This window comes from Cyanobium sp. Aljojuca 7A6 (assembly GCF_024346455.1).
GTDB lineage: Bacteria > Cyanobacteriota > Cyanobacteriia > PCC-6307 > Cyanobiaceae > Cyanobium.
In genome coordinates this window covers 102,291-127,360 of record NZ_JAGQCY010000002.1, presented here as the reverse complement: position 1 = coordinate 127,360, position 25,070 = coordinate 102,291, and the positions used below count along the sequence as shown (strand labels likewise).

The following is a 25,070-nucleotide window of genomic DNA, read 5'->3' as shown; positions in this document are numbered from 1 at the left end:
GGGACCCCACCCTCGCTGGTCTTGAGCCGCCGCCGGCGCCCCACCTAGGTTCGGAGCGATTCATCTCTTTCGCCATGACGGTGCTGGAACAGGGCCAGATTCAGATCCACACCGAGAACATCTTCCCGATCATCAAGAAGGCCGTCTATTCCGGCCATGAGGTGTTTCTGCGGGAGCTGGTGAGCAATGGGGTGGATGCCATCAGCAAGCGGCGCATGGCCGCCATGGCCGGCGACTGCAGCGAAGGGGAGGAAGGGACGATCGCCATCCGCATCGACCGGGAAGCCAAGACCCTCACCATCAGCGACAACGGCATCGGCATGACCGCCGATGAGGTGAAGCGCTACATCAACCAGGTGGCCTTCTCCAGCGCCGAGGACTTCCTCGAGAAGTACAAAAGCGAGAGCGACGCCATCATCGGCCATTTCGGCCTGGGGTTCTATTCCAGTTTCATGGTCGCCTCCCGGGTGGAGCTGGTCAGCCTGAGTGCCAGACCCGGCGCCGAAGCGGTGCGCTGGAGCTGCGATGGCTCCCCCAACTTCAGCCTTGAGGGAGCGGAACGGTCCGAACCCGGCACCGATGTGATCCTGCACCTGATGGAGGAGGAACTGGAGTACATCGAGCCCTCCAGGATCCGCACCCTGATCACCACCTACTGCGACTTCCTGCCGGTGGCGGTGCAGCTGGATGGAGAGACGGTCAACAAGCGGGAGGCCCCCTGGCGCAAGAGCCCCCGCGACCTCAGCGACGACGACTACATCAACCTTTACCGCTATCTCTACCCTTTCCAGGGGGATCCCCTGCTCTGGGTGCACCTCAACACCGACTACCCCTACAACCTGCAGGGCATTCTCTATTTCCCCAGGATCACCGGCCGCGCCGACTGGGAGAAGGGGGAGATCCGCCTGTACTGCAATCAGGTGTTCGTCAGTGACTCGATCAAGGAGGTGGTACCCCGCTACCTGCTGCCCCTGCGGGGCGTGATCGATTCGCCCGATATCCCCCTCAACGTCAGCCGCAGCGCCCTGCAGACCGACCGCCGGGTGCGTTCGATCGGCGGCTTCGTGGCCAAGAAGGTGGGCGACCGCCTCAAGGAGCTGCACCGCGACGAACCGGCCCGGTATGCGGCGATCTGGGATTCGCTGGCCCCCTTCATCAAGATCGGCGCCATGGAGGACGAGAAGTTCGCCGAGCAGGTGGCGGACCTGATCCTCTACGGCACCACCGCGGCGGCCGCCCAGCCGGCCGAGGACGGCGGGGAGGGCAGCGGCCTCGACCCGGTCGCCACCGATGGCCGCACCTACACCACCCTGGCCGGTTACCGGGGCCGCCTGGCCGGCGACAACGCCGACCGGATCCTTTATTGCACCGATGAAGCCGGGCAGGCCGGCGCCCTGGCCCTGTGGAAGGGACAAGGCGCTGAGGTGTTGCTGGCCGACACCCTGATCGATTCCCAGTTCATCCCCTGGCTGGAGGCCCGCCACGGCGACCTGCGCTTCCAGCGGGTCGATGCCGAGCTGGACGCCAGCCTGCATGAGCCCGAGAGCGAGCTGGCCGACGCCGAAGGCAAGGACAGCGGCGAGAAACTGCGCGACCTGTTCAGGGCCGCCCTCGATGACAACAAGATCACCATCCAGGTGCAGTCGCTGAAGGGGGAGGGCTCACCGGCGGCCCTGATCCTGCTGCCGGAGCAGATGCGCCGTCTCAACGACATGGGGGCCTTGATGGAGCAACGGCTGCCGGGCCTGCCCGACCACCACGTGCTGCTGGTGAACCGCCGCCATCCCCTGGTGGAGGGTCTGCTCAAGCTCTCGGCCGGCGCCGTCATCACCGGCTCCGACACCACTTCCCCCAGCCGCCAGCTGGCGGAGGACCTCAGCCGCCACATCTATGAGGTGGCCCGCCTGGCCGTGGGGGGTCTGGAGCCCAACCAGCTGGCCGGCTTCCAGCAGCGCAGCTCCGACCTGATGGGCCAGCTGATGCAGCGGGGGCTCTGAACGGGCCGCGTAACGTTGGCCGATGGCGGCCCGCCCCCTTCTCTCCAGCCTGCGGCAGCAGCCCGCTGTCCTCGGGCTGCTCGCGGTTCTGCTGCTGGTGCTGCTCACCGGCAACGGCCTGAGGGCCGTGCAGGCGGTCGCGGCGGAGCCGGTGCCGATCCGGGTGCTGATGCCCGCCCCCCTCGCCGACGCGGTGGCAGGTCCGGTGGCGCGCTTCAACGCCAGCAACTCCGGCGTGGCGGTGGAGGTGATCCGCGGCCCCCTGGACACCGAGACCATCTCCGATCTGGCGATCAGCAGCCTGTTGCTGGGGGAGGCCCCCTTCGATCTGTTGTTGGTGGATGTCAGCTGGCTGGCCAAGTACGTGGCCGCCGGCTGGTTCGTGCCGTTGGAGCGCTGGTTCGGCCCCCAGGTGCTGGCGGCCATGGAACCCGGCGCCCGCCTCGGCAATGGCCTGGGTCAACACCTCTGGCGCATGCCCCTCACCGGCGACACCGGTCTGCTCTACTGGCGCACCGATCTGATGCCGCGCCCGCCCAGAGACACGGCGGAGCTGGTGGCCATCTCCCGCGATCTGCAGCGCCGCGGCAAGGTGCGTTGGGGCTACCTCTGGCAGGGGCGCCAGTACGAGGGGCTGAGCTGCGTGATGGTGGAAATGCTGCAGGCCTTCGGCGCCCGCTGGTGGGAGGCCTCCACGGCCAGCACGGTGCTCGACAGCCCCGGAGCGGTCGCGGCGGCCTCCTGGCTCGATGCCCTGCTGCGCGACGGGGTCAGCCCCAGGGCGGTGGCCAATTACGCCGAGAACGATGCCCTGCAGTCCTTTGCCGCCGGTGAGGCCGCCTTCCTGCGCAACTGGCCCTATGCCTGGCGGGAGATCGAGAAAGGCGAAGGCCCGGTGAAGGGCAAGGTGGGCGTGACGCCGATGGTGGGGGCCCCTGGGGAACAGGGAGGCGGCACCCTGGGCACCTGGGGCCTCTCCTTGATCAAGGGCAGCCCCCATCCCGAGGAGGCGGTGGCGGTGATCCGCTGGCTCACTGGCCCCGTCGTGCAGCGCCAGCTCGCCATTGAGCAGGGCTACGCCCCCACCTGGAGCCAGCTCTACGACGACCCCGACCTGCAACGGCAAGCCCCGCTGCTGGCGGTGCAGCGGCAGGCCCTGCAGCACCCCCAGCTACGGCCACTCACGCCCGCCTATGCCCAGCTCAGCGACCTGCTGGCCCGGCAGGTGAACGGCATGCTCACCGGCCAGGCGGGGCCCGAACAGACCATGGCCACCGCCCAGCGCCAGAGCCTGCAGGTGCTGCGCTCCGTGGCGGGCACCCCAGGCAGGCCTCAGCAAAACCGATGAGCACCCGCACCAGTTCCCTGCTGCTGATGCTGCCGGCCCTGCTGCTGCTGGCGGCGGTGTTCCTCTACCCCCTGCTGCGCTACAGCTGGCTGAGCCTCCATGCCAGCTCGGTGCTCACCGGGCTGGTGCCCGTCCCGAATGGAGGCGCCAACTGGGGGCGGCTGCTGGATGACGCCCGTTTCTGGACGGAGGCGGGCCAGACCCTGCGCTTCGCCCTCTGCTCGGTGGCCCTGGAACTGGTGGGGGGCCTGGCCCTGGCCCTGCTGCTGAACCGCCCCCTGCGCGGCCGGGGACCCCTGCGGGCCCTGACCCTGCTGCCCTGGGCCCTGCCCACCACGGTGATGGCCCTCGGCTGGCGCTGGATCCTCAACGATCCCCACGGTCCGCTCAACGCCGCCCTCCGCTCCCTGGGCGGCAGCAGCTACGGCTTCCTCTCCACCCCGGCCACCACCTGGTTCTTCGTGGTGCTGGCGGATGTCTGGAAGACGATGCCGTTCGTGGCCCTGCTGTTGCTGGCGGGGTTGCAGACGATTCCAGCGGACCTGGAGGAGGCCCTGCGCCTGGAGGGGGCCAACCGCCTCCAGATCCTGCGCCGCCTCACCCTGCCCCTGCTGGTGCCCTACATCAGCCTGGCCGTGCTGTTCCGGCTCGCCCAGGCCCTGGGGGTGTTCGACCTGATCCAGGTGCTCACGGGCGGTGGGCCGGCCGGCAGCACCGAGAGTCTGGCCCTGTATGCCTATCTCAATGCCATGCGTTTCCTCGACTTCGGCTACGCCAGCACCGTGATGCTCGCCACCTTCCTGCTGTTGCTGGTGTCGCTCGGCGGCGGCTGGCTGCTGCTGCGGCGCGCTGGCCTGGAGCGCACCTCGGAGCGGCCGGCATGAGATTGCTAGTGCTGCTCTGGAGCCTGGGGCCCCTGCTCTGGCAGCTGCGCACCTCCATGCTGCGGCCTGAGGCCCTGGTGGCGCCGCTGCTCGAGGGCAACCCCTGGACGCTGGCCAACTACCAGCTGGTGCTCTCCGGAGATCCCCCCTTCTGGCGCTACCTGGGCAACAGCACCCTGGTGGGTCTGGCCACCACCGTGCTCACCCTGCTGCTGGCGGTGCCCTGCGCCTACGGCTTGCACAAAGAACGGGGTCCCGTGCGCTGGGGGGTGGGGCTGGCTCTGGTGGCGGCCGCCATGTTCCCCACCGTGTTGCTGTTTTTGGCGCTACTGGAGATTGCCCGCAGCTTCGGCCTGGCCAATAACCTGCTCAGCCTCAGCCTGCCGTACACGGCCTTGTCCCTGCCCCTGGCCGTGCTGCTGCTGCGGGCCGCCTTCGCCGATCTCCCTGGGGAGCTGGAGGATGCGGCGCGGTTGGAAGGCCTGAAGCTCGGCCAGCGCCTGAAACACGTGCTTCTGCCGCTGCTCGGGCCTGGCCTGGCCAGCACGGCGATCCTGGTCTTCCTGGCCAGCTGGAACGAGTACGCCATCGCCCTCACCTGGATCAGCCGCAACGATCTGCTCACCCTGCCGATCGCCATTGCCCGGCTCGGTGGCGGCTCGGTGTTCACCATCCCCTACGGAGCCTTCGCCGCTGCCACCGTGCTGGGCAGCCTGCCCCTGCTGCTGCTGGTGTTGCTGGCCCAAAGGTCGATCGTCTCGGGCCTCACCCGCGGGGCGGTGAAGGGATGAGCCCCAGCGCCGGCGCCGGTCTGGAACTGCGGCAGCTCTGCCGGGAAGTGGGGGATCGGCGCCTGCTGGATCAGCTCGATCTGCACGTCGCCCCCGGCGAATGCGTCGCCCTTCTCGGACCCAGCGGCTGCGGCAAATCCACCACCCTGCGGCTGGTGGCAGGACTGGATCCAGCAAGTGGCGGACAGGTGCTGCTGGACGGGGTGGATCTCAGCGACCAGGACCCCGGCGAACGGCAGGTGGCGATGGTGTTCCAGAGCTATGCCCTCTACCCCCACCTCAGCGTGGCCGGCAACCTGGAGCTGGGACTGAAGGTGCGCGGCATGGCCCCCCGTGAACGCCAGCGGCGCATCGAGGCCACCCTTGAGCTGCTGCAGCTCGGAGAGTTGCGCCAGCGCCGGCCCGCCCAGCTCTCCGGCGGCCAGCGCCAGCGGGTGGCCCTGGCCCGGGCCCTGCTGCGCCAACCGCGGATCGTGCTGCTCGATGAGCCGATGAGCAACCTCGACGCCCAACTGCGGGAGGAGCTACGGCCGGAACTGCGGCGGCTGCTGTGCGGCCACGAGCAGCCGGTGATCTACGTGACCCACGACCAGCAGGAGGCCGTGGGGATGGCCGATCGCATCGCCCTGCTCGACGCCGGTCGGCTGCAGCAGGTGGGCAGCCCGCGGGAGCTCTCCACCAACCCCGCCAACCGATTCGTGGCCTCCTTTCTGGGCCGGCCGGCGATCAACCTGCTGGCGATGGAGCCCGGGCGTCAACTCGGCCTGCGGCCCGAGCACCTGGATCTCGGCGACGACGGGGCCGTGGCGGCCCGGTTGCTGCGCCGCGAATGGTGGGGCCACCAGCAACTCCTCTGGCTCGACACCCCGTGGGGCACCTTGCGGGTGCTCACCGCCCCGGAGGTGCCGACACCCCGCGAACCGCGCCTCAGCTGGCAGCGACAGCACGAGCTCTGGTTTGATCCCCAGAGCGGCGCCAGACTGCGTCCCTGATGGACCACGACCTGCCGCTGGGCCCTATTTGTTAAGCTCTCAGGCTGGCTCAGGCCTGCATCGTCCACCGTCGTCACAACGTCATGTCCCGGGTCTGTCAGCTCACCGGCAAGCGCGCCAACAACGGCATGGCCGTCAGCCACTCCCACGTGCGCACCAAGAAGCTGCAGCAGGTGAATCTGCAGGAGCGTCGGCTGTGGTGGGCCGAGGGGAATCGCTTCATCAAGCTGCGTGTGTCCACCAAGGCTCTCAAGACCATCCTGAAGAAAGGTCTCGGCGCCTATGCCAAGGAGCTGGGCGTCAACCTGGCCAAGATCTGATCGCCCGCTGATCGCCCCGCACGGTTTCGGTCGGCAGCATCGCTAGGGTCCGCGCCTGATGCAGTCGAGCGCGTGGAGCGTCGAGCGTTTCTGGCTGGAACCCTTCTGGCCACCATCCCCCTTCTGTTGCGTCCGGCCCGGGCGGCGGCCCTGGGGGGCACGTTGCCGGAGATCGGTCAACCAGCCCCCCTGTTTGATCTCGATGGTGTGGCCCCGGGGGCCGATGCCACGGTGCGGGAAACCCACCTGGCCACAGAAGACTTCCGCGGCCGCTGGGTCGCCCTTTACTTTTATCCCAAGGATTTCACCAGCGGCTGCACCCTGGAGGCCCGCGGCTTCCAGAGGGATCTGGCCAGCTTCCACGCCCAGAAGGCCGAGGTGGTCGGCGTCAGTGCCGATGACACCGACGCCCACCTCTCCTTCTGCGGCAGCGAGGGGCTGGCCTACCCCTTGCTCTCCGATCCCGGCGGGCTCGTCAGCCGGCGCTACGGCTCCTGGCTGGCCCCGTTCTCGGCTCGCCATACCTTCCTGATCGACCCGGACGGGGTGCTGCAGGCGAGCTGGGTGGCGGTCAGGCCCTCCGGCCACAGCCAGGAGGTGCTGGCGGAGCTGTCCCGACTGCAGGGGGACACGGCGCTGTGATCCGGCCCAGGCAGCTCCTGGGCCTGGTTGGAGCCGCTGCCCTGGGGCTGCCGCTGCTGGCCTCACCAGCCCAGGTCAACCCCTCCCCGGAGCGGCTGCGCTTCCTGGCCACCGGCGACAGCGGCAGCGGCAATGCCCACCAGCGGGCCGTGGGCCAGCGCATGGGCGAGGCCCATCGGCGCGCGCCGGTGGATCTGGTGCTCATGGCCGGCGACAACATCTACCCCGACGGCGACCTGGCCCTGGTTGAAAGCGCTTTTCAGCGTCCCTACAGCGCCCTGCTGCAGGACGGGGTGCCCTTCCATGCCGTGCTCGGCAACCACGACATCCGCATCGCCAACGGCGCCCGGCAGATCGCCTACGCCCCCTTCGGCATGAAGGGCCGCTGGTACACCCTGCGGCGCGGACCGGTGCAGTTCTTCCTGCTGGACACCAACGGCAACGCCCCCTGGCAGCATCAGCGGCCCTGGCTGCAGAAGGCCCTGGCTGCGAGCACGGCCCCCTGGAAGGTGGTGGTGGGGCACCATCCGATGCGGTCGGGCGGCTTGTATGGCGACGACCCGGCCGCCATCGCCCGGCTCACGCCCCTGTTCCACCGCTACGGCGTGCAGCTTTACATCAATGGCCATGACCACCACTACGAGCGCACCCACCCGATCGATGGCACCACATACCTCACGGTGGGCAACGGCGGCGCCCAGCTGCGAACCGTGCTTCCCAACGCCAACACCGCCCGGGCCCTGAGTTCCTATGGCTTCGCTGAAGTCAGCGTCACCCCCGAGCGGCTGCGCATCGAGGCCTGGGACAGCCAGGGGCGTCGCCTCGACCGGGTCGAGCTGCTGCGGCCCGACTGAAACTCCCCGGGCGGAGATCAAACGTCCAGAGCGGCCAGCACCCCGCGGTGCACCTGGCTGTCCCGCTGCAGGGCGGCGATGCCGCTGGAATCCGGCGGCGTGTCGAGCGCGGTGGCCCAGGTGGCCTGGAGGGATTCGGGCGGCGGGGCTTCAAGCTCCTGGCAGGGGCAGCCGATCCCTGCGGCGGCGGCGGCCACCTTGGGGTCGTAACTGAGGGCGGCGCAGGGACTGCCGGCCAACGCCGCCAGGATCAGCCCATGCAGGCGCATGGCCAGCACCAGACCCGCCTGGCGGAAGGCCTCCATGGCCTGCGCGGGGGTCTGCACCAGCAGTTCCCGGCTGCGGCGGGCGAGGGCCTCACCCACCAGACCCTGCCGGAGGAGGCTCGCCAGCAGACCCCGGTCCTGGTCCTGGTGGAAGGGCAGCCAGAGCACCTCCCGGTCGGCCGCCAGCGCCAGATGTTCGAGGGCCTGCAGGTAAGGGGACCAGGCCGCGCCGCTGAGCTGGTGCACCGGCCGGAAGCAGAGCACGATCGGTCCGCCATGGCCGCTCCAGCGCTGGGCGCTCAGGGCCCACACCGGATCACTGCCGACGGGGGCCTCCACCCCCCAGGCCCTCGCCTGGCCGGCGGAAGCGGCGTCCCGCCAGCTGATCGCCGTGGCCAGGGGCAGCAAGCCCCGCACCAGGGCCCGGCTGCGGCGGCGGCGCAGGGGACCCAGCCCCTGGCCCCAGAGAATCACAGGCTGACCCCGGACCCTGGCCGCCAGCATCAGGGCGCCGTAATAGAGCAGGCTCTGGAAGCTGGTGCTGTCCTGCAGCAGGCTGCCGCCGCCGAGCACCAGGGCCTGGCAACGGCCGAGGGCCGCCAGCACCGCCCCGAGCCGGCGGCGGTCGGTGGTCTCGACCCCGAACTGCTTGCGGACAAGAGCCTGGTCATGGGCCGTGACCACAGGCAGGCAGTTGGCGGGAAGCTGGTCCAGCAGCACCGCCAGCAGGGCGTCATCGCCGAGGTTGTGCTCGCCGTAGTACCCGCAGATCAGTGCACGCATCCGACGCAGCGGTGGTTCCGGCTCCGTACATTACGGATCGCACCAGGCCTTCTCCATGCACGCGCTCTCGCTGCCCACCTGGTGGATCCACATCACCTCGGTGCTCGAGTGGATGCTGGCGATCCTCGCCGTACAGGCCTACGGGCGGCTGCGGCGGGAAGGGGGCTGGCGCTGGCTGGCCCTGGCCATGCTGCCGGCCCTGGTGAGCGCCATGGCCGCCTGCACCTGGCATCTGTTCGACAACAGCGAGGCCCTCAAGGGGCTGGTGGTCCTGCAGGCCGGCCTCACCGCCCTGGGCAACGGGGCCCTGGCCCTGGCCGCCTGGAATCTGTTGCGCCTGCAGCGGCTGGAGCCGGAGGACGGGACCCCGTGAGCCTGCCCCTGGCCGACTGGTTTGAGCGCCTCGGCGGCATCGATCCGGGACCGTTCTTTGTGCTCTCGCTGCTGCCCTACCTGGCGTTTCTGTGGTGGGCCCAGAAGGTGCGGGCCTTTCCGCGGCTGGCGTTTCGGGGATTCCAGCTGACGTTGCTGTTCGTGGCCGTGACCATTGCCGCCGCCGTTGTGGCCCAGCTGGGGTATGGCCGGCAGCTGGCGGATGTGGATCCCCTCCACGGTGGTGCCGAAGCGTTCCTGACCCTGAGCAACCTGGTGGTGCTGCTCGGATTTCGGCCAAAGCAGGCCGAGGAACAGGAGCCACCCGACAGCCCCAGGTGAACAAGTCTTAAGGGGGCGGGGCACAGCTCGCCCTGACCCGGAAGATGGGGCGTCAGCAAGTGCATCATGATCGCTCCCCTCCTGGCCATGGCTCCCGCTTCGATCAGCTGGTCTCCCAAGGTGGCCCTGGTCATGATCGTCTGCAACGTCATCGCCATCGCCATCGGCAAGGCCACCATCCAGCAGCAGAACGTCGGACTGCAGCTGCCCAACAACTCCTTCTTCGGTGGCTTCAGCCACGGCGCCATGCTCGGCACCACCAGCCTGGGTCACATCCTCGGCATGGGCGCGATCCTGGGTCTGGCCTCCCGCGGCGTCCTCTGAGAACTCAGCGCCAGCCGAGCAGGTACGGCATGGCCCTGAGGCCGTAGCGCTCGAAGCGATAGCCGAAGAGCAGGGCCGAGAGATCCTCCGCCCTGCGACGTTCCAGCCCCCGGAGCACCTGGTCCAGCCGGCCATCGGCCTGCGGCCCGTGCAGGCCGAGCCAGGTGCGGCGCGCCAGCCGGCCGCTGAGGGACCAGCGCCAGCCCAGGGCGCGCCTCAGCTGGGGTGCGTAATCCTCCAGCGCCCGTTTCGCTGATGTCTGGCCCTGGCTGGCTGCCAGGGCCTGTTGCAGCAGGGGAGCCAGCACGGCGCTGCTGGTCAGGGCGTGGCGGATGCCTTCGCCGCCCAGCAGGTTGGCCGTGCTGACCACGTCGCCCAGTCCCACCAGACGGCCCCGTTGATGGGGTTCGCGTCGGCGGATCGTGCTGCGCACGAGCCCGCCATGGCGGTCGAGGACCTCGAAGGCCGCTCCACCCGTTCCGGGCTCCAGCAGGCGTCGGCCCAGCTCCATGATCAGGCCCCCCAGGGGAGGCTGTCGGCGCTGGGGATCCACCAGCCGGCACACCCCGAGCTTCAGCACCCCCGGCTGCATCGGAAAGATCCAGCCATAGCCCTGGGGCACCCAGTCGCTGCCCAGGCAGAAGCTGAGCCGATCGGCCCAGCGCTCCCAGCAGGCCGGGGACACCCGCAGCAGCCACTCCAGGCCGGCGGCCCCCACCAGCCCATCCCGCGGCCGTTGCGCTGGGGGCGGATCCCCCAGCAGGGCCCGCGCCTGGCCGCTGGCGTCCACGGTCCAGTCGCTGCTGACGGACAGGGTGGTGCCATCAGAGCGGCGCAACACCGTGACCATCCGCTCGCCCTCCTGGTGGCTGGAGCAGGCGTGGAGCCCCAGCTGCACCCGCCCGCCCCAGCGACGGCACTGCTCAGCCTGCCAATGGCGCAGGGCGGCGAAATCCAGCACCACCCCAAGGGGTTGGGGCGAGGCCCAGGAGCGGCTGGCGTTGCCGGGCCCGATCAGCTGCCATTGCCGCCAGCGGCTGCCCACCACCTCCGCCGGCAGGCCGAAGGCTTCCATGGTTTCGATCGGCAGGGCGGCGCTGCTGAAGGCGGAGCGGCTCAGGTCGGAAAGGCGGTCCACCAGGACGACGTCCACCCCCTGAAGGGCCAGACGCCGCGCCAGGTCGCCGCCGGCCGGCCCGGCCCCCACCACCAGAACCTGGCAGCGGAGAGAGCTCTCAGACGGCAAGGGCGGTGGGGACGGTGGCGCGAAAGACAGGGCCGAAGCGTTGGTAGATGCGATCGGCCATCTGGCCGGGGGTGAGCCCCAGGCGTTCCTTGCTCTGGTCGGGACTGGCGTGATCGACCAGCACGTCCGGGATGCCGATGCGCAGGACGGGGACGGCCAGCTCGTGGTCGTTGAGCGTTTCCACCACGGCGGCCCCGAAGCCACCGGCGAGGGCGCCTTCCTCCATGGTCACAACCCGGCCGATGCGCCGCGCCAGGGGCAGGATCAGGGCCTCATCAAGGGGCCGCAGGAACCGGGCATTCACCACGGCAGCCCGGAGTCCCCTCTCCTGGAGCAGGCCGGCGGTGGCCATCGCGGGCGCCACCATGGCGCCGTAGGCCACGATCAGCACGTCATCGCCGTCGGTGAGCAGTTCGCCACGGCCGATCTCCAGGGGCTGCCAGCCCTCGTCCATCAGGGGCACCCCTTCCCCTTCTCCCCGGGGGATGCGGATGGCGCAGGGGCCGTCGTGGGCGATCGAGGTGACGAGCATGCGCTGCAGTTCGGCTTCGTCCTTCGGGGCCATCACCGTGAAATTCGGCACGGCCCGCAGGTAGCTGATGTCGTACTGGCCCTGGTGGGTGGGACCATCGGCGCCCACAAGGCCTGCCCGGTCGAGCACGAAGGTGACCGGCAGCTTCTGGATGCCAACGTCATGGATGAGCTGGTCGTAGGCGCGCTGCAGGAAGGTGCTGTAGATGGCGACCACCGGCCGCAGGCCCTCGCAGGCCATGCCCGCCGCCATCGTGACGGCGTGCTGCTCGGCGATGCCGACGTCGAAGTACTGGTGGGGCAGCGCCTTCTCGAGCAAATCCAGGCCCGTGCCGGTGGCCATGGCGGCGGTGATGCCCACCACCCTGGAATCCTGCTCACAGATCTTGACGAGGGTCTGGCCGAACACCTTGCTCCAGCTGGGCGGCTTGGGCTTGCTGGAGGGATAGGCCTTGCCGGTGGCCAGGTCGAAGGCCGACTGGGCGTGGTAGCCCACCTGGTCGGCTTCGGCGTAGGGATAGCCCTTGCCCTTGGTGGTCGCCACGTGCACCAGAACCGGGCCTTCACAGCGGTGGGCCGCCTGGAAGGTGCGCACCATCTCGGGAATGTCGTGGCCGTCGATCGGGCCCACATAAGTGAAGCCCAGTTCCTCGAACACGGCGCCCACCTTGGGCACCGCCAGCCGCTTCATGCTCTCTTTGAGGGTCTTGAGCTCGGTGGGCAGCTCTCCATGCAGGAAGGGGAGGTGCTTCACCGCCTCCTCGGCGCTGCCGGAGAGAAATTGCACCGGCTTGCTGAGCCGCATGCGGTTGAGGTGGGTGGAGAGGGCCCCCACCGGCGCTGAGATCGACATGTCGTTGTCGTTCAGGACCACCAGCAACTTGGTGCGCGGCAGGTGGCCGGCATGGTTGATCGCCTCCAGGGCCATGCCACCGGTGAGCGCTCCATCGCCGATCACGGCGACGCATTTGAAGTCTTCGCCGCGGCGGTCGCGGGCCAGGGCCATGCCCAGGGCCGCCGAGATGCTGGTGGAGGCGTGGCCGGCGCCGAAGTGGTCGAAGCGGCTCTCGCTGCGCTTCAGATAGCCAGCCACCCCGCCCTGCTGGCGCAAGGTATGGAAATCCTTGTAGCGACCGGTGACCAACTTGTGGGGGTAAGCCTGGTGGCCCACATCCCACACCACCCGGTCATGGTCGAGGTCGAGGGTTTGGTAGAGGGCCAGGGTGAGTTCGACGACCCCCAGCCCCGGACCCAGGTGACCACCACTGGTGGCCACCACCTCCAGGTGCTTCTCGCGGATCTGGCGAGCCATGGCCTCGAGTTCAGCGATGCTCAGGCCGTGCAGCTGATTCGGATGGCTCAGCTCGCTCAGATGCATGCCCTTCCTTGCTTCCAGATGGCCAATCTACGGCGTTCGCCCCGACCCACGGCGGCGAACGCCACTGTTCCAGGGTCGGGTTGCGACACTGGGGCCATGACCTTGGCCGACCACGACGACGCCTTCCCTGAGGCGACCGCCTACCTGCAGCGGATCCTGCGGGCCCGGGTGTACGACGTGGCCATCGAATCCCCCCTCGATCCCGCCCCCAACCTCTCCCGCCGGCTGCTCAACCAGGTGCTGCTCAAGCGGGAGGATCTCCAGCCCGTGTTCAGCTTCAAATTGCGCGGCGCCTACAACAAAATGGTGGGCCTGGAGCGTGCGGAGCTCGATCGTGGCGTGATCGCCGCCAGCGCCGGCAACCATGCCCAGGGGGTGGCCCTGGCCGCCCAGCGGCTCGGCTGCACCGCCGTGATCGTGATGCCGGTCACCACACCGGAGATGAAGGTGCGCTCGGTGGCGGCCCGGGGGGCCGAAGTTGTGCTGCACGGCGACACCTACGATGAGGCCTGCGAGGAAGCCCACCGGTTGCAGCGGCAGCGGGGACTCACCTTCATCCATCCCTTCGACGACCCGGACGTGATCGCCGGGCAGGGCACGATCGGCCTGGAGATCCTGCGCCAGTGCTCCGATCCCCCCGATGCGATCTACGTGGCGGTGGGCGGTGGCGGGCTGATCGCGGGCATCGGCGCCTACGTCAAGAGCCTCTGGCCCCAGGTGGAGGTGGTGGGTGTCGAGCCCAGCGATGCCGATGCCATGACCCGTTCCCTGGCCGCAGGCCAGCGGGTGCGGCTCGACCAGGTGGGCCTGTTCGCCGATGGCGTGGCCGTGCGCCAGGTGGGTGAGCACACCTTCGCCCTGGCCCAGCGCTGCGTTGATCGCATGGTCACGGTGGACACCGATGAGATCTGCGCCGCCATCAAGGATGTCTTCGAAGACACCCGATCGATCCTGGAGCCGGCGGGCGCCCTCTCGGTGGCGGGGATGAAGAAGGACGTGGCCCAGCGTCAGCTGCGGGACCGGACGCTGGTGGCGGTGGCCTGTGGCGCCAACATGAACTTCGACCGACTGGCCTTCGTGGCGGAACGGGCCGAGCTGGGCGAGGAGCGCGAAGCCCTCCTGGCGGTGGAGATCCCGGAGCGACCCGGCAGCCTGGCGCGGTTCTGCGCCGTCCTCGGCCAGCGCAGCCTCACCGAGTTCAGCTATCGCCTGGCCGACCCCCAGCTGGCCCACATCTTCGTGGGCGTGCAGATCAGCGGCCACCAGGACACCCGCCGGTTGATGGAGGCCCTGGAGGCCCACGGCTTCCCCTGCCTCGACCTCAGCGGCGACGAGCTGGCCAAGCTGCATCTCTGCCACATGGTGGGAGGACGGCTGCCGGCCAGTGCCGGTTCGGCCCTGAACCAGGGGGAAGAGCGCCTCTATCGCTTCGTGTTCCCGGAGCGGCCCGGGGCCCTGATGGCCTTCGTGAGCGCCCTGCATCCCAGCTGGAACATCAGCATCTTTCACTACCGCAACCACGGTGCCGACGTGGGGCGCATCGTGGTGGGGGTGCAGGTGCCGCCGGCGGAGCTGGAGGCCTGGCAGGCCTTCCTCGCCGATCTCCCCTACCAGAATTGGGAGGAGACCAACAACCCCGCCTACCGGCTGTTCCTGGGGGAGGTGGGACAAACCCTTCTGCCACAGGGCGCCGCCCATGCCCATGGCTGAACCCGATCCCTTCTGCGGACTGTCCCTGCCGGCGCGGCTGGAAGCGATCCTGTACCTCAAGGGGCGGCCGCTGGAGCTGGGGGAACTGGCCGCCATCGCCGGCATCGAACGGGACGCCACCGAGCTGGCCCTGATCACCCTGATGGCCGACTACGCCCACCGGGACACCGCCCTGGAGATCCACCAGGACGGCCAGCGCTATGCGTTGCAGCTGCGCGCTGGCCTGGGGGATCTGGTGCAGAACCTGCTGCCGGTGGACCTGTCGATCGCCTCCCTGCGCACCCTGGCCACGATCGCCCTCAAGAAGCGGCTGCTGCAGTCGGAACTGGTGGAGCTGCGCGGCTCGGGGGCCTACGAGCACATCAAGGAGCTGCTGGCCCAGGACTTCATCGAACGACGCCGCCAGAGTGACGGGCGTTCCTACTGGCTCAGCCTGAGCGAAAAGTTCCACCGCACCTTCTCGCTGAAGGCGGACGACCTGGCGGCCCTGGGCTCGCGCCTGGAGGCGGCCGAGACAGACGCGCGTCCGCTGACGCCCGAGGATGAAACGGATCCATAGAGTTGGCTGGCGGTTGCAGCCCCACCCCCTCGACCTCTTCCATGAATATCCTCGTTTTCCTGCTCCAGGTGCTGGCCCAGACCCTCAGCATCTACCTCCTGGTGCTGCTGGTCCGGGTGCTGCTGAGCTGGTTCCCCAATCTTGACTGGAGCAACCCCCTGCTCTCCAGCGTCAGTGCCATCACCGACCCGTATCTCAACGCCTTCCGGGGCCTGATTCCGCCCCTGGGTGGGCTGGATCTCTCGGCCCTGGTGGCCTTCATTGCCCTGCAGCTGGCCCAGAGCCTGCTGGGGGCCTCGATCGCCACCCTCTCCTCCGGCGGCCTGCCCTACTGAGGGAACTAGGCGTCGGGGGCGCCCAGGGCCTCTTCCAGGGGCAGGAGTTCATCGTCCACCCCGGCCCGGGTGCGCACCGGGGAACTGAATCCCCTTGCCTTGACGCTGCGAGTGCCGAGCGGGCCGGGGGTGCCGGCCGGCACCGCCAGCCTCAGGGCAAAGTCGGAGCGGCCAGGCGGCACGTCGCCGATCGATCCCACCCTGGTGCGGTTGGGAAGCACCGGCTCACCGCTGGCATCGAGGATCAGCCCGAAGACATCGGTGTCCATGACGGCCTTTGTTCCGGGGTTCACCACCACCCCCCGCAGGGCCCAGCAGCTGGCACCGCTAGGGCGGGCCAGCTCCGGCTGCGTGCCCTGATCACCGGCGGGGCAGGGCTCGAGCACCACCTCCGACACCTTCAGGTCGGTGGCGGCCGCTGAGGCGGGGCCAGTGAGCAGAAGCAAAAGCCCCAGAAGCAGACCGGAGGCCAGCCGGGCGAAATGCGTCGCGAGGGATCTTCGCTGCTTCACCGCCGATCGCCACTGCCTCCGATCACGTTACGGTCCGCGCGGCTGGCCAGTTTGGCGAGATTGGCCCCGGCCACATCGTCGAGGTCGAGACCCAGCTCCGTGGCCAGCTGGGCCACGTACCAGAGCACGTCCCCCAGCTCCAGCCGCAGGTCGTCGCGGACATCGGGGCCGAAGTCGCCGCCCCGATCACGCAGCACCTTCTTCACCTTGTCGGCCACCTCGCCGGCTTCACCGCACAACCCCAGCGTGGGGTAGAGGATGTTGGCCCCGATATCCGGGTAGCGCGCCGTCTCACGGGAGCGGGTCTGATAGTCCTGAAAGTCCATTTCAAGCGCGCTCCGGGCAAGTCCGGATGGTAGTTTCCGCCCCTGTACAAGGTCGACCCATGGCCCCTCACGATCTCATGCGTCGCACAAAGATCGTGGCCACGATCGGACCTGCCACCGAGTCACCAGAGGTGCTGCGGCAGCTGATCAACGCCGGAGCCACCACCTTCCGTCTCAACTTTTCCCACGGCGATCACAGCGATCACGCCGATCGGATCGCCACCATCCGCCAGGTGGCCCACGAACTTGGCGTGCACATCGGCATTCTTCAGGATCTTCAGGGCCCCAAGATCCGCCTGGGGCGTTTCCAGGCCGGTCCGATCACCCTGGCCAAGGGAGACCTGTTCTCGCTCACCTCCCGCGCCGTCAACTGCGACAACAGCATCGCCACGGTCACCTACGAACGCCTGGCGGATGAGGTGGCCTGCGGCAGCCGCATCCTGCTCGACGACGGCCGGGTGGAGATGGTGGTGGTGGAGGTCGACGGCCCCGGACAGACCCTCAAGTGCAGGGTCACCGTGGGTGGGGTGCTCTCGAACAACAAGGGGGTCAACTTCCCCGACGTCCAGCTCTCCATCCGGGCCCTGACCCCCAAGGACCGCCGCGACCTGAGCTTCGGTCTGCAGCAGGGGGTCGACTGGGTGGCCCTCAGCTTCGTGCGAAATCCCTCCGACATGCTCGAGATCCGCGAGCTGATCCGCAGCCAGGGCCACAACACCCCGGTAGTGGCCAAGATCGAGAAGTTCGAGGCGATTGACGCCATCGACGCCATCCTTCCCCTCTGCGACGGGGTGATGGTGGCCCGGGGCGACCTCGGGGTGGAGATGCCCGCCGAGGAGGTGCCCCTGTTGCAGAAGGAGCTGATCCGCAAAGCCAACAGCCTCGGCATCCCGATCATCACGGCCACCCAGATGCTGGATTCGATGGCCTCCTGCCCCCGGCCCACCAGGGCCGAGGTGAGCGATGTGGCCAACGCCATCCTCGACGGCACCGACGCGGTGATGCTCTCCAACGAGACCGCCGTGGGCGACTTCCCGGTCGAAGCCGTGGCCACGATGGATCAGATCGCCCGCCGCATTGAGCGCGACTACCCCCAACGGGTGCTGGACAGCCACATGGCCACCACCATCCCCAACGCCATCTGCCAGGCGGTCAGCAGCATCGCCCGCCAGCTCAACGCTGCGGCGATCCTCCCCCTCACCAAGACCGGTTCCACGGCGCGCAGTGTCAGCAAGTTCCGCCCCAGCACACCGATCCTGGCGATCACCTCCGATGTCACCGTGGCCCGCCAGCTGCAGCTGGTCTGGGGGGTCAACCCCCTGCTGATCCACGATGAGCCGAGCAGCAGCCGCACCTTCAGCGTCGCCATGGCGGCCGCACAGGAGCAGGGGCTCCTGGGTGCCGGCGATCTGGTGGTCCAGACCGCCGGCACCCTCGAAGGGGTGAGTGGCTCCACTGACCTGGTCAAGGTGGGCATCGTCTCCGCGGTCATGGGCCGCGGTGTCGGCATCGGCAGCGGCACCGTGAGCGGCAAGGTGCGGCTGGCCAGCACCCCGGAGGAGGCGTCCCGCCTGGAGGTCGGCGAGATCCTGGTGGTGCGCGAAACCAGTGCGGCCTACCTGGAGGCGATCCGCAAGGCCCGTGGGGTGATCGCCGAGGAGGAGGGACGCCAGAGCCATGCGGCCGTGATCGCCGAGCGTCTGGGGGTGCCCGTGATCGTGGGTGTGGCCAATGCCACCCTCGAACTGCGCATGGGGGAAGTGGTCACCCTGGAAGTGCAGGAAGGAGTGGTGCACCGTGGTCCCCAGAGCACCCATCCCTCGGCGGTGCCCTCCTTCCTCTAGAACCGAAGCTCTTCCGGCTGCGCCGCCATGGCCTCCAAGCTGCCCCTGAGCGAAACGGTGGCCATGGCGTTGTTGACGCTGCGCTCGAATCGGCTGCGGAGCCTGCTCACCATGCTGGGCATCGTCATCGGCAACGCCTCGGTGATCACCTTGGTGGGGGTGGGACGGGGCGCCCAGAACCTGGCCGAGAGCCAGCTCAGCACCCTGGGCGCCAATGTGCTGTTCGTGGTGCCCGGCAACAACGACACCCGGCGCCAGGGGATCGAGATGCCCCGCACCCTGGTGCTCGAGGACGCCAAGGCCATTGCCGAACAGGTACCGAGCGTGCGCCGGGTCGCGCCACAGATCACCCTCAATGAAGTGGCCCAGGCCGGCGGCTTCAGCTCCTCGGTCTCGGTGTCGGGGGTGACGCCGGAATTCCTGCCGGTGCGCAGCTTTGAGGTGGCCAGGGGGCGCTTCATCGACAACCGTGACGTGCAGGGCGCACGCAACGTGGTGGTGATCGGTCCGGACCTGCAGGAGAAGCTGATGCCCACCGGCGAAGCCCTGGGGCGCCAGCTGCGCATCCGCGACAAATCATTTGAGGTGATCGGTGTGCTGGCACCGAAGGGGGCCGTGTTCGGCTCCAACCAGGACGAGAACGCCTACATCCCCCTCACCACCATGGTGAGCCAGCTGAGTGGGCGGGATCCAACGTTTGGCATCAGCCTCACGTTCATCAGCGTCGAGGCCCGCGACGAAGCCAGCACCGGTGCGGCCGCTTTCCAGATCACCAACCTGCTGCGTCAGCGCCACCGGCTGCTGCGGGAGGACGACTTCGCCGTGCGCTCCCAGAAGGATGCCCTCACCATCGTCGGCACGATCACCGGCGGCCTCACCCTGATGCTGGGGGCCATCGGTGCGGTGTCCCTGCTGGTGGGAGGGATCGGCATCATGAACATCATGTTGGTGTCGGTGAGCGAGCGCACCGAGGAGATCGGCCTGCGCAAGGCCCTCGGCGCCCGCAGCAGCGACGTGCTGCTGCAGTTCCTGGTGGAGTCGCTGGTGCTGGCCAGCCTCGGAGGCGTCATCGGCAGTGCCCTCGGGCTCGGCACCGTGGCCATGGTTGGGGCCCTTACCCCGCTGCCCGCCACGATCGAGGCCAGCACGGTGCTGCTGACGGTGGGTCTATCGGGTTCGATCGGCCTGTTCTTCGGGGTGGTGCCGGCGCGGCGGGCGGCGCGGCTGGATCCGATCGCGGCCTTGAGGAGCCTTTGATCGCCAAGCGCTCACGGCCGATCCCAGCCGGGTGAGCCTGGAAAATCCCGCCAATAACAGAAGAAAGTCTTAAGACTGGCAATCCGTCGCCTTCGTCACCAAATCCCCACAGCCGGACTGTCTTGATGGTAGAGAAGCCGCCGGACGAAGGTGTTGGAACAGTTGGCCAGGACGGAACAGGTGGATTGCGGCTACCGGAATGGATCCGATCGCATGATCATCCTGCGCTGCATCGGGCCGGAACAGTTCTTCCTTGAACGGGTCGTCTTTCCTTTTGAACTCCTGACCTTTCGCTGTCCGGCCGGGAGCGAAGTGGAGATCTGGACCCATGGACTCGGTGGCCCCGAGCTGATCGAGTCCATCGAGTCCCGCGAGTTGATCATGGAATCCGCCCCCGTCCACGAAGCTGCTGTGGGTGGCATCGAGGCCAACCCCTGGCTCCAGGCCAGCTGATCAGGGCCGGAGCCAGCCGACGAAGACGTCAACCTTGACGCCGGAAGGCTCCCGGAGCCGGACCCCCCGCTCTTAAGGTTGTTCAAAAGCTTCACAACCATGAATCAGCGCTGGCGTGTCCTTGCCCTGTGGCTGTTGCCGGTCGCCGTGGCCCTGTTCCTGGGCTGGCAGTTGCTGAGTTCGGGAGGACGGTTGGCGCCCGGGCCCACCGGTGACACCACCGCGCCCCGTAACGCCGCGGTGGCCCGGATGAGCTATGGCCGCTTCCTCGATTACGTCGAAGCGGGCCGGGTCACGGCGGTCGACATCTACGACGGTGGCCGTACGGCCGTGATCGAAGCGGTGGATCCCGACCTCGATAACCGGGTGCAACGGCTGCGCGTGGATCTACCCGGTGTTGCCCCCGAGCTGATCAACAAGCTCAAGGACCAGGGCATCAGCTTCGATGTCCACCCTCCCAAATCAACTCCGCCCGCCCTGGGCCTGCTGGGCAACCTGCTGTTCCCACTGCTGCTGATCGGATCCCTGATTTTCCTGGCCCGGCGCTCCTCGGGCATGCCCGGCGGGCCTGGTCAGGCGATGCAGTTCGGCAAAACCAAGGCCCGTTTCGCCATGGAAGCGGAAACCGGCGTCAAGTTTGATGATGTGGCCGGCGTTGAGGAAGCCAAGCAGGACCTTCAGGAGGTGGTGACCTTCCTGAAGACCCCAGAGCGTTTCACGTCCGTGGGGGCCAAGATCCCCCGCGGTGTGCTGCTGGTGGGCCCCCCCGGCACCGGCAAGACCCTGCTGGCCAAGGCCATCGCCGGCGAGGCCGGCGTGCCCTTCTTCTCCCTGTCAGGCTCTGAATTCGTCGAGATGTTCGTGGGTGTCGGCGCCAGCCGTGTCCGCGACCTCTTCAAGCGGGCCAAGGAAAACAGCCCCTGCCTGATCTTCATCGATGAGATCGACGCTGTCGGTCGACAGCGTGGTGCCGGCATTGGCGGCGGCAACGACGAACGCGAGCAGACGCTCAATCAGCTCCTCACCGAGATGGATGGGTTTGAGGGCAACAGCGGCATCATCATCATCGCGGCCACCAACCGCCCTGATGTTCTCGATTCAGCCCTGATGCGTCCGGGCCGTTTCGATCGCCAGGTCCAGGTGGATGCCCCAGACATCAAGGGACGCCTTTCGATCCTCAAGGTGCACAGCCGCAACAAGAAACTGGCCGATGATGTTTCTCTCGAGATGGTGGCCCGCCGCACTCCCGGTTTCACTGGGGCCGATCTGGCCAACCTGCTCAACGAGGCAGCGATCCTCACCGCAAGACGGCGAAAAGAGGCCACCGGCTTGGCGGAGATCGACGACGCCGTTGATCGGATCATTGCCGGGATGGAGGGCAAGCCGCTCACCGACGGCCGCAGCAAACGGCTGATCGCCTATCACGAAGTGGGCCACGCCCTGGTGGGCACCCTGGTGAAGCAGCACGACCCCGTCCAGAAAGTCACTCTGATTCCCAGGGGCCAGGCCCAGGGCCTCACCTGGTTTGCCCCCGACGAAGAGCAGATGCTGGTGAGCCGGGCCCAACTGCGGGCCCGCATCATGGGAGCCCTCGGCGGCAGGGCCGCAGAGGACGTGGTGTTCGGCCATTCGGAGGTCACCACCGGTGCCGGCGGTGACATTCAGCAGGTAGCCTCCATGGCCCGCCAGATGGTCACCCGCTTCGGCATGAGCGAGCTGGGTCCGATGTCCCTGGAGGCTGGCAACCAGGAGGTGTTCCTGGGCCGCGACCTGATGACCCGCAGCGATGTTTCCGACGCCATCGCCCACAAGATCGATGAAGCTGTTCGGCATATCGTCCAAGGCTGTTACACCGACACCGTCAAGTTGGTGGCCGAGCATCGCGCCTGCATGGACAGGCTGGTGGAGCTGCTGATCGAGAAGGAAAGTCTCGATGGTGATGAGTTCCGGCTGATCGTCTCGGAGTTTGCGTCCATTCCCGACAAGGACCGTTTCTCCCCCTTGCTCACGGCTGCTGATCTGGCGACCACTACCCACCAGGAAGCAGCAGTTGCCGATCCTGCCGAAGCCTCCTGAAGCCTCCTGAAGCCTCCTGAAGCCAGATTGCCGATTCCCATGCAAAGGCCTGCTGACGCAGGCCTTTTTTGTGGTGAAATCGAATGCTTGATCGATGGCCATGGCCTTGGCGGCCTCCCAGCCTCAGACCGGACGGATGGGCCGTTTCTCGATCACTTTGTCGATGAGGCCGTAGGCCATGGCTTCGGCCGGGGACATGAAGAAGTCCCGGTCGGTGTCGATCTGGATCTGCTCGAGATCACGCCCCGTTCGGCTGGCCAGCTCACGGTTGAGCTTGTCCTTGAGATAGAGGATTTCATCGGCCTGGATGCGGATATCGCTGGCCTGGCCCCGGGCCCCACCCAGGGGCTGGTGGATCATGATCCGCGAATGGGTCAGGCTGCTGCGCTTGCCCTTGGCACCGGCGCAGAGCAGAAAGGCGCCCATGCTGGCCGCCAGACCCACGCAGACGGTCTGCACATCAGGTTTGATGTGCTGCATGGTGTCGAAGATGCCGAGACCGTCGTAGACAGAACCTCCCGGGGAATTGACATACAGGAAGATATCCTTCTCGGGATCCTCCGCTTCCAGAAACAGCAACTGGGCCACCACACGGTTGGCGGATTCGGCTGTGACCGGTTCTCCGAGGAAGATAATCCTCTCCCGCAGCAGGCGGGAATAGATGTCGAAGGCTCTTTCACCGCGACCCGACTCCTCGATGACGATCGGGATCATGGGCTCCAGACAGGCGATTGAATCGATCCTACCCAGCCGCCGATCGGGTCGAGTGTCTGCAGCGCTATGGTCGCTGCAACGAAGAATCCAACCGCGTGAGCGCTGCTCTCACCGTCGCTGACAGCAAGCGTGCCTTCCACGGCGCCTTCCCCCATGTCATCGGTCCCCTCTACCGGCGCATGGTCGACGAGTTGCTGGTGGAGCTCCATCTGCTGAGCCGCCAGAAGGGCTTCCAGGGTGATCCCCTCTTCGCCGTTGGACTCGTTCAGGTGTTTGACGGCTTCGCCCGCGGCTATCGCCCCGAGGAGCAGAAGCGGCCCCTGTTTGAGGCCCTGTGCTCCTCCTCCGGCTTCAACGGCCCCGGCCTGCGCCGCCAGAGCGATGACGCCCTGGCGGCCATGGGGCGCCACAGCCAGCAGGAGGTGCGCCAGTGGATCGAAGCGCAGGGGGAGGGGGCGCCAGCTCCGGTGGCCACGGCCCTGGCCAGCATCCGCCGGCCTGATTTCCACTACTCCCGCCTGATGGCGGTCGGCCTGCTGGCCCTGCTGGAGCAGGCCCTCGCCGACGACGCCATGGAACCCCAGGCCCTGCGGCAGCTCGCCCACGAGATCGGTGCGTCGATCGGCCTGCTGCGCGACCGGCTCGACAAGGACCTTTCGCTTTACGCGAGCAACCTTGAAAAGATGACCATGGCCGTCGAGCTCATGGAGGAAACCGTCGCCGCCGAACGGCGACGTCGCGAACGGCAGCAGATCACGGGATCACCCGAAGGCGTCCCTTCAGCCAGCTGACCCCAGCGCCGCCAGGAACAGCTTGCATGGTGAGCTGGTCGGCACGGCGCACCAGTTCCGGCAAGGGTTCGGGTAACAGGCCCAGCTGATCGAGGCCCTGGGGGCGGACCCGCAACCACAGTGCACCGGAGGCGGGGGCCTGCTCCCCTGCGATGGCCATTGCCTGCAAGCGAGCCGGCACCGGGCCGAGGAACAACAGCAACTGGGGCGCGGGGCCGGCGTCTCCGATCCAGCGCCACCCCCCCAGCACCACGCCATCCTCCCGGCGCCAGGTGGCCGTCTGGGCCTGGGACGATCCGCCGGCAGGCACGTCCTGAAGGGCCTGGGCCTGCAGGGAGCGGGCCAGGCCGAGCAACAGCTGGCGCCAGGCCTGGCGGTCGGGCCCCACGGCCACCTGGAGCTCGAGCGAGGCTTGGAAGGGGCCACTGGCCTGGGGTTGCAGCCTCAGACGGAAAGGAGATCGGCGCAGCAGGGCCAGGCCCTTCGTGTCGATGCCGTAGCGCGCCGCCAGGGGATCCCGGATCAGCTGGCGTCCCAGCAAGCCACGAAACAGCTGCTCCAGGGAGGTCCCCTGCAGTTCCAGCAGCAGGTCGGCCGCCAGAGGCGGCAGGGATGAGGCCGGGACTTCAGGAGCCCGAATCGATGGCCCGGGACCGACCGCAACGGCACGGTCGGTGGCTTCGCCCCGCCAGCGCAGCTCGGAGTCCTCTAGCGACAGAGAGAGGCAGCCCTCCTGGTAGGCCTCCAGCAACGGGGCCAGGGGCCCCACCAGGGCACCGAGGCCGGATGGATTCCAGAACACCCCTTGTCCGCTTTCCAGCCGCGGCAGACAGGCGCTGTACAACCCACGCCCGGCCCGCTGATCAGGCCGTAACTGGTCCTGCAGCAAGCGCCGTGAAAGCGGATCCGGAGCTACCACCAGCAGGTTTCCCACCCGCAGGGCATTGGCGGGCAACGGACGCTGGGATCCACCACCGGTGCCGTCCTGGACCGCCAGGAAGGCACCCCCATCGGCATGGGGGCCCCAGAACTGCCACCAGATGCGCCGTTGCTCTCGCCAGCGCCGGGTGGCCGGAACTGCCCCGAAGCGTTCCTGCCAGAGGGCCGGCACGGGCCTCTCCGGACTGGCCGGAAAGCTCTGCAGCAGGCTGCTCACCGCCATCAGTTGCTCCAGTCCCTGGGCCCGGGGCCTGGGCCAGCGCCACAGGAACAGGCTCGGCAGCAGGAGCAACAACAGCAGCGTGGCCGTGGTGGCCGGCAGCGGAAGCAGCGCCAGGGGCAGTGGCTGGGACAACCTCGCCTGGGCCGGTGCCAGCAGCGAACGTCGCAGACGATCGAACGGACGGCTCATGGAAACGCCGGCAAGGTTCGGCCTCGGTGGAGATGCGTTGCCCCCCTTATCCCCAGGCCGGTCACGGGCCAT

26 protein-coding genes are annotated in these 25,070 nt (G+C 68.2%); 19 read left to right on the top strand and 7 right to left on the bottom strand.

The genetic code is table 11. The features are described from left to right. Nucleotides 1-74 precede the first annotated feature (74 nt). The 8 genes from htpG (at nt 75) to KBY95_RS02385 (ending at nt 7,828) form a co-directional block, all read left to right on the top strand. Nucleotides 75-1,997 (top strand): molecular chaperone HtpG, encoded by a 1,923-nt coding sequence (gene htpG, locus KBY95_RS02420; protein ID WP_254963082.1) that lies wholly within the window; start codon nt 75-77, stop codon nt 1,995-1,997. A gap of 22 nt (nt 1,998-2,019) precedes the next feature. Further along, complete coding sequence (locus KBY95_RS02415) at nt 2,020-3,345, top strand: extracellular solute-binding protein (RefSeq protein WP_254963081.1); 1,326 nt, start codon at nt 2,020-2,022, stop codon at nt 3,343-3,345. Then, nucleotides 3,342-4,229: a carbohydrate ABC transporter permease gene (locus KBY95_RS02410; protein ID WP_254963080.1), complete on the top strand. Its 888-nt coding sequence runs from the start codon at nt 3,342-3,344 to the stop codon at nt 4,227-4,229. Before KBY95_RS02415 ends, KBY95_RS02410 begins: the two co-directional genes overlap by 4 nt. Then, nucleotides 4,226-5,020, top strand: coding sequence for a carbohydrate ABC transporter permease (locus tag KBY95_RS02405; RefSeq protein ID WP_254963079.1), 795 nt, complete (start codon nt 4,226-4,228; stop codon nt 5,018-5,020). Before KBY95_RS02410 ends, KBY95_RS02405 begins: the two co-directional genes overlap by 4 nt. Beyond that, nucleotides 5,017-6,012, top strand: a complete 996-nt coding sequence (locus KBY95_RS02400) for an ABC transporter ATP-binding protein (protein ID WP_254963078.1) — start codon at nt 5,017-5,019, stop codon at nt 6,010-6,012. Before KBY95_RS02405 ends, KBY95_RS02400 begins: the two co-directional genes overlap by 4 nt. A gap of 83 nt (nt 6,013-6,095) precedes the next feature. After that, entirely contained in the window at nt 6,096-6,332 is a 237-nt protein-coding gene (gene rpmB, locus KBY95_RS02395) for a 50S ribosomal protein L28 (RefSeq protein WP_254963077.1), read from the top strand. A 72-nt stretch (nt 6,333-6,404) separates the two neighbouring features. Beyond that, nucleotides 6,405-6,974, top strand: a complete 570-nt coding sequence (locus KBY95_RS02390) for a peroxiredoxin (RefSeq protein WP_254963076.1) — start codon at nt 6,405-6,407, stop codon at nt 6,972-6,974. Next, nucleotides 6,971-7,828 (top strand): metallophosphoesterase, encoded by an 858-nt coding sequence (locus KBY95_RS02385; protein ID WP_254963075.1) that lies wholly within the window; start codon nt 6,971-6,973, stop codon nt 7,826-7,828. Before KBY95_RS02390 ends, KBY95_RS02385 begins: the two co-directional genes overlap by 4 nt. Before the next feature lie 17 nt (nt 7,829-7,845). Here KBY95_RS02385 and csaB read toward each other — a convergent pair whose 3' ends face one another. Beyond that, nucleotides 7,846-8,877 (bottom strand): polysaccharide pyruvyl transferase CsaB, encoded by a 1,032-nt coding sequence (gene csaB, locus KBY95_RS02380; RefSeq protein WP_254963074.1) that lies wholly within the window; start codon nt 8,875-8,877, stop codon nt 7,846-7,848. A 55-nt stretch (nt 8,878-8,932) separates the two neighbouring features. Between csaB and KBY95_RS02375 the strand changes: the two genes are divergently transcribed. From KBY95_RS02375 to psaK, 3 genes are all read left to right on the top strand, one after another. Continuing rightward, nucleotides 8,933-9,250, top strand: a complete 318-nt coding sequence (locus KBY95_RS02375; protein ID WP_254963073.1) for a DUF2499 domain-containing protein — start codon at nt 8,933-8,935, stop codon at nt 9,248-9,250. After that, nucleotides 9,247-9,591, top strand: a complete 345-nt coding sequence (locus KBY95_RS02370; protein ID WP_254963072.1) for a DUF3593 domain-containing protein — start codon at nt 9,247-9,249, stop codon at nt 9,589-9,591. Before KBY95_RS02375 ends, KBY95_RS02370 begins: the two co-directional genes overlap by 4 nt. 66 nt (nt 9,592-9,657) lie before the next feature. Further along, nucleotides 9,658-9,915 (top strand): photosystem I reaction center subunit PsaK, encoded by a 258-nt coding sequence (gene psaK, locus KBY95_RS02365; protein WP_216908757.1) that lies wholly within the window; start codon nt 9,658-9,660, stop codon nt 9,913-9,915. A gap of 4 nt (nt 9,916-9,919) precedes the next feature. On the opposite strand, the gene KBY95_RS02360 is transcribed toward psaK, so the two are convergent. After that, entirely contained in the window at nt 9,920-11,161 is a 1,242-nt protein-coding gene (locus KBY95_RS02360) for an NAD(P)/FAD-dependent oxidoreductase (protein WP_254963071.1), read from the bottom strand. Beyond that, complete coding sequence (gene dxs / locus KBY95_RS02355) at nt 11,151-13,070, bottom strand: 1-deoxy-D-xylulose-5-phosphate synthase (RefSeq protein WP_254963070.1); 1,920 nt, start codon at nt 13,068-13,070, stop codon at nt 11,151-11,153. The genes KBY95_RS02360 and dxs overlap by 11 nt, the downstream gene beginning before the upstream one ends. Before the next feature lie 96 nt (nt 13,071-13,166). Between dxs and ilvA the strand changes: the two genes are divergently transcribed. Genes ilvA through KBY95_RS02340 form a run of 3 tightly spaced genes read left to right on the top strand, consistent with a single transcriptional unit; the run spans nt 13,167 to nt 15,674 of the window. Next, entirely contained in the window at nt 13,167-14,780 is a 1,614-nt protein-coding gene (gene ilvA / locus KBY95_RS02350; RefSeq protein WP_254963069.1) for a threonine ammonia-lyase, biosynthetic, read from the top strand. Further along, nucleotides 14,773-15,339 (top strand): SMC-Scp complex subunit ScpB, encoded by a 567-nt coding sequence (gene scpB, locus KBY95_RS02345; RefSeq protein WP_254963068.1) that lies wholly within the window; start codon nt 14,773-14,775, stop codon nt 15,337-15,339. The genes ilvA and scpB overlap by 8 nt, the downstream gene beginning before the upstream one ends. A 41-nt stretch (nt 15,340-15,380) precedes the next feature. Further along, complete coding sequence (locus KBY95_RS02340; protein WP_254963067.1) at nt 15,381-15,674, top strand: YggT family protein; 294 nt, start codon at nt 15,381-15,383, stop codon at nt 15,672-15,674. A 5-nt stretch (nt 15,675-15,679) separates the two neighbouring features. On the opposite strand, the gene KBY95_RS02335 is transcribed toward KBY95_RS02340, so the two are convergent. Beyond that, nucleotides 15,680-16,120, bottom strand: coding sequence for a hypothetical protein (locus KBY95_RS02335; protein ID WP_254963066.1), 441 nt, complete (start codon nt 16,118-16,120; stop codon nt 15,680-15,682). 62 nt (nt 16,121-16,182) lie between these two features. After that, complete coding sequence (locus KBY95_RS02330; RefSeq protein ID WP_254952518.1) at nt 16,183-16,512, bottom strand: nucleoside triphosphate pyrophosphohydrolase family protein; 330 nt, start codon at nt 16,510-16,512, stop codon at nt 16,183-16,185. 59 nt (nt 16,513-16,571) lie between these two features. Here KBY95_RS02330 and pyk point away from each other — a divergent pair, with 59 nt between their 5' ends. From pyk to ftsH, 4 genes are all read left to right on the top strand, one after another. Beyond that, nucleotides 16,572-18,356: a pyruvate kinase gene (pyk, locus tag KBY95_RS02325; protein ID WP_254963065.1), complete on the top strand. Its 1,785-nt coding sequence runs from the start codon at nt 16,572-16,574 to the stop codon at nt 18,354-18,356. Nucleotides 18,357-18,383: 27 nt separating this feature from the next. Continuing rightward, on the top strand, nt 18,384-19,613 hold the full coding sequence (locus KBY95_RS02320) for an ABC transporter permease (RefSeq protein WP_254963064.1): 1,230 nt from the start codon (nt 18,384-18,386) through the stop codon (nt 19,611-19,613). 150 nt (nt 19,614-19,763) lie between these two features. Beyond that, entirely contained in the window at nt 19,764-20,066 is a 303-nt protein-coding gene (locus KBY95_RS02315; RefSeq protein WP_254963063.1) for a DUF1830 domain-containing protein, read from the top strand. A gap of 99 nt (nt 20,067-20,165) precedes the next feature. Continuing rightward, nucleotides 20,166-22,142: an ATP-dependent zinc metalloprotease FtsH gene (gene ftsH / locus KBY95_RS02310; protein ID WP_254963062.1), complete on the top strand. Its 1,977-nt coding sequence runs from the start codon at nt 20,166-20,168 to the stop codon at nt 22,140-22,142. A 123-nt stretch (nt 22,143-22,265) separates the two neighbouring features. Here ftsH and clpP read toward each other — a convergent pair whose 3' ends face one another. Further along, nucleotides 22,266-22,856: an ATP-dependent Clp endopeptidase proteolytic subunit ClpP gene (gene clpP, locus KBY95_RS02305; RefSeq protein WP_216908779.1), complete on the bottom strand. Its 591-nt coding sequence runs from the start codon at nt 22,854-22,856 to the stop codon at nt 22,266-22,268. Between the two features lie 95 nt (nt 22,857-22,951). Here clpP and psb29 point away from each other — a divergent pair, with 95 nt between their 5' ends. Then, nucleotides 22,952-23,647 (top strand): photosystem II biogenesis protein Psp29, encoded by a 696-nt coding sequence (gene psb29 / locus KBY95_RS02300; protein ID WP_254963061.1) that lies wholly within the window; start codon nt 22,952-22,954, stop codon nt 23,645-23,647. On the opposite strand, the gene KBY95_RS02295 is transcribed toward psb29, so the two are convergent. Then, on the bottom strand, nt 23,610-24,998 hold the full coding sequence (locus KBY95_RS02295; protein WP_254963060.1) for a hypothetical protein: 1,389 nt from the start codon (nt 24,996-24,998) through the stop codon (nt 23,610-23,612). The two genes, psb29 and KBY95_RS02295, sit on opposite strands and share 38 nt — an antisense overlap. Between the last annotated feature and the right edge of the window lie 72 nt (nt 24,999-25,070).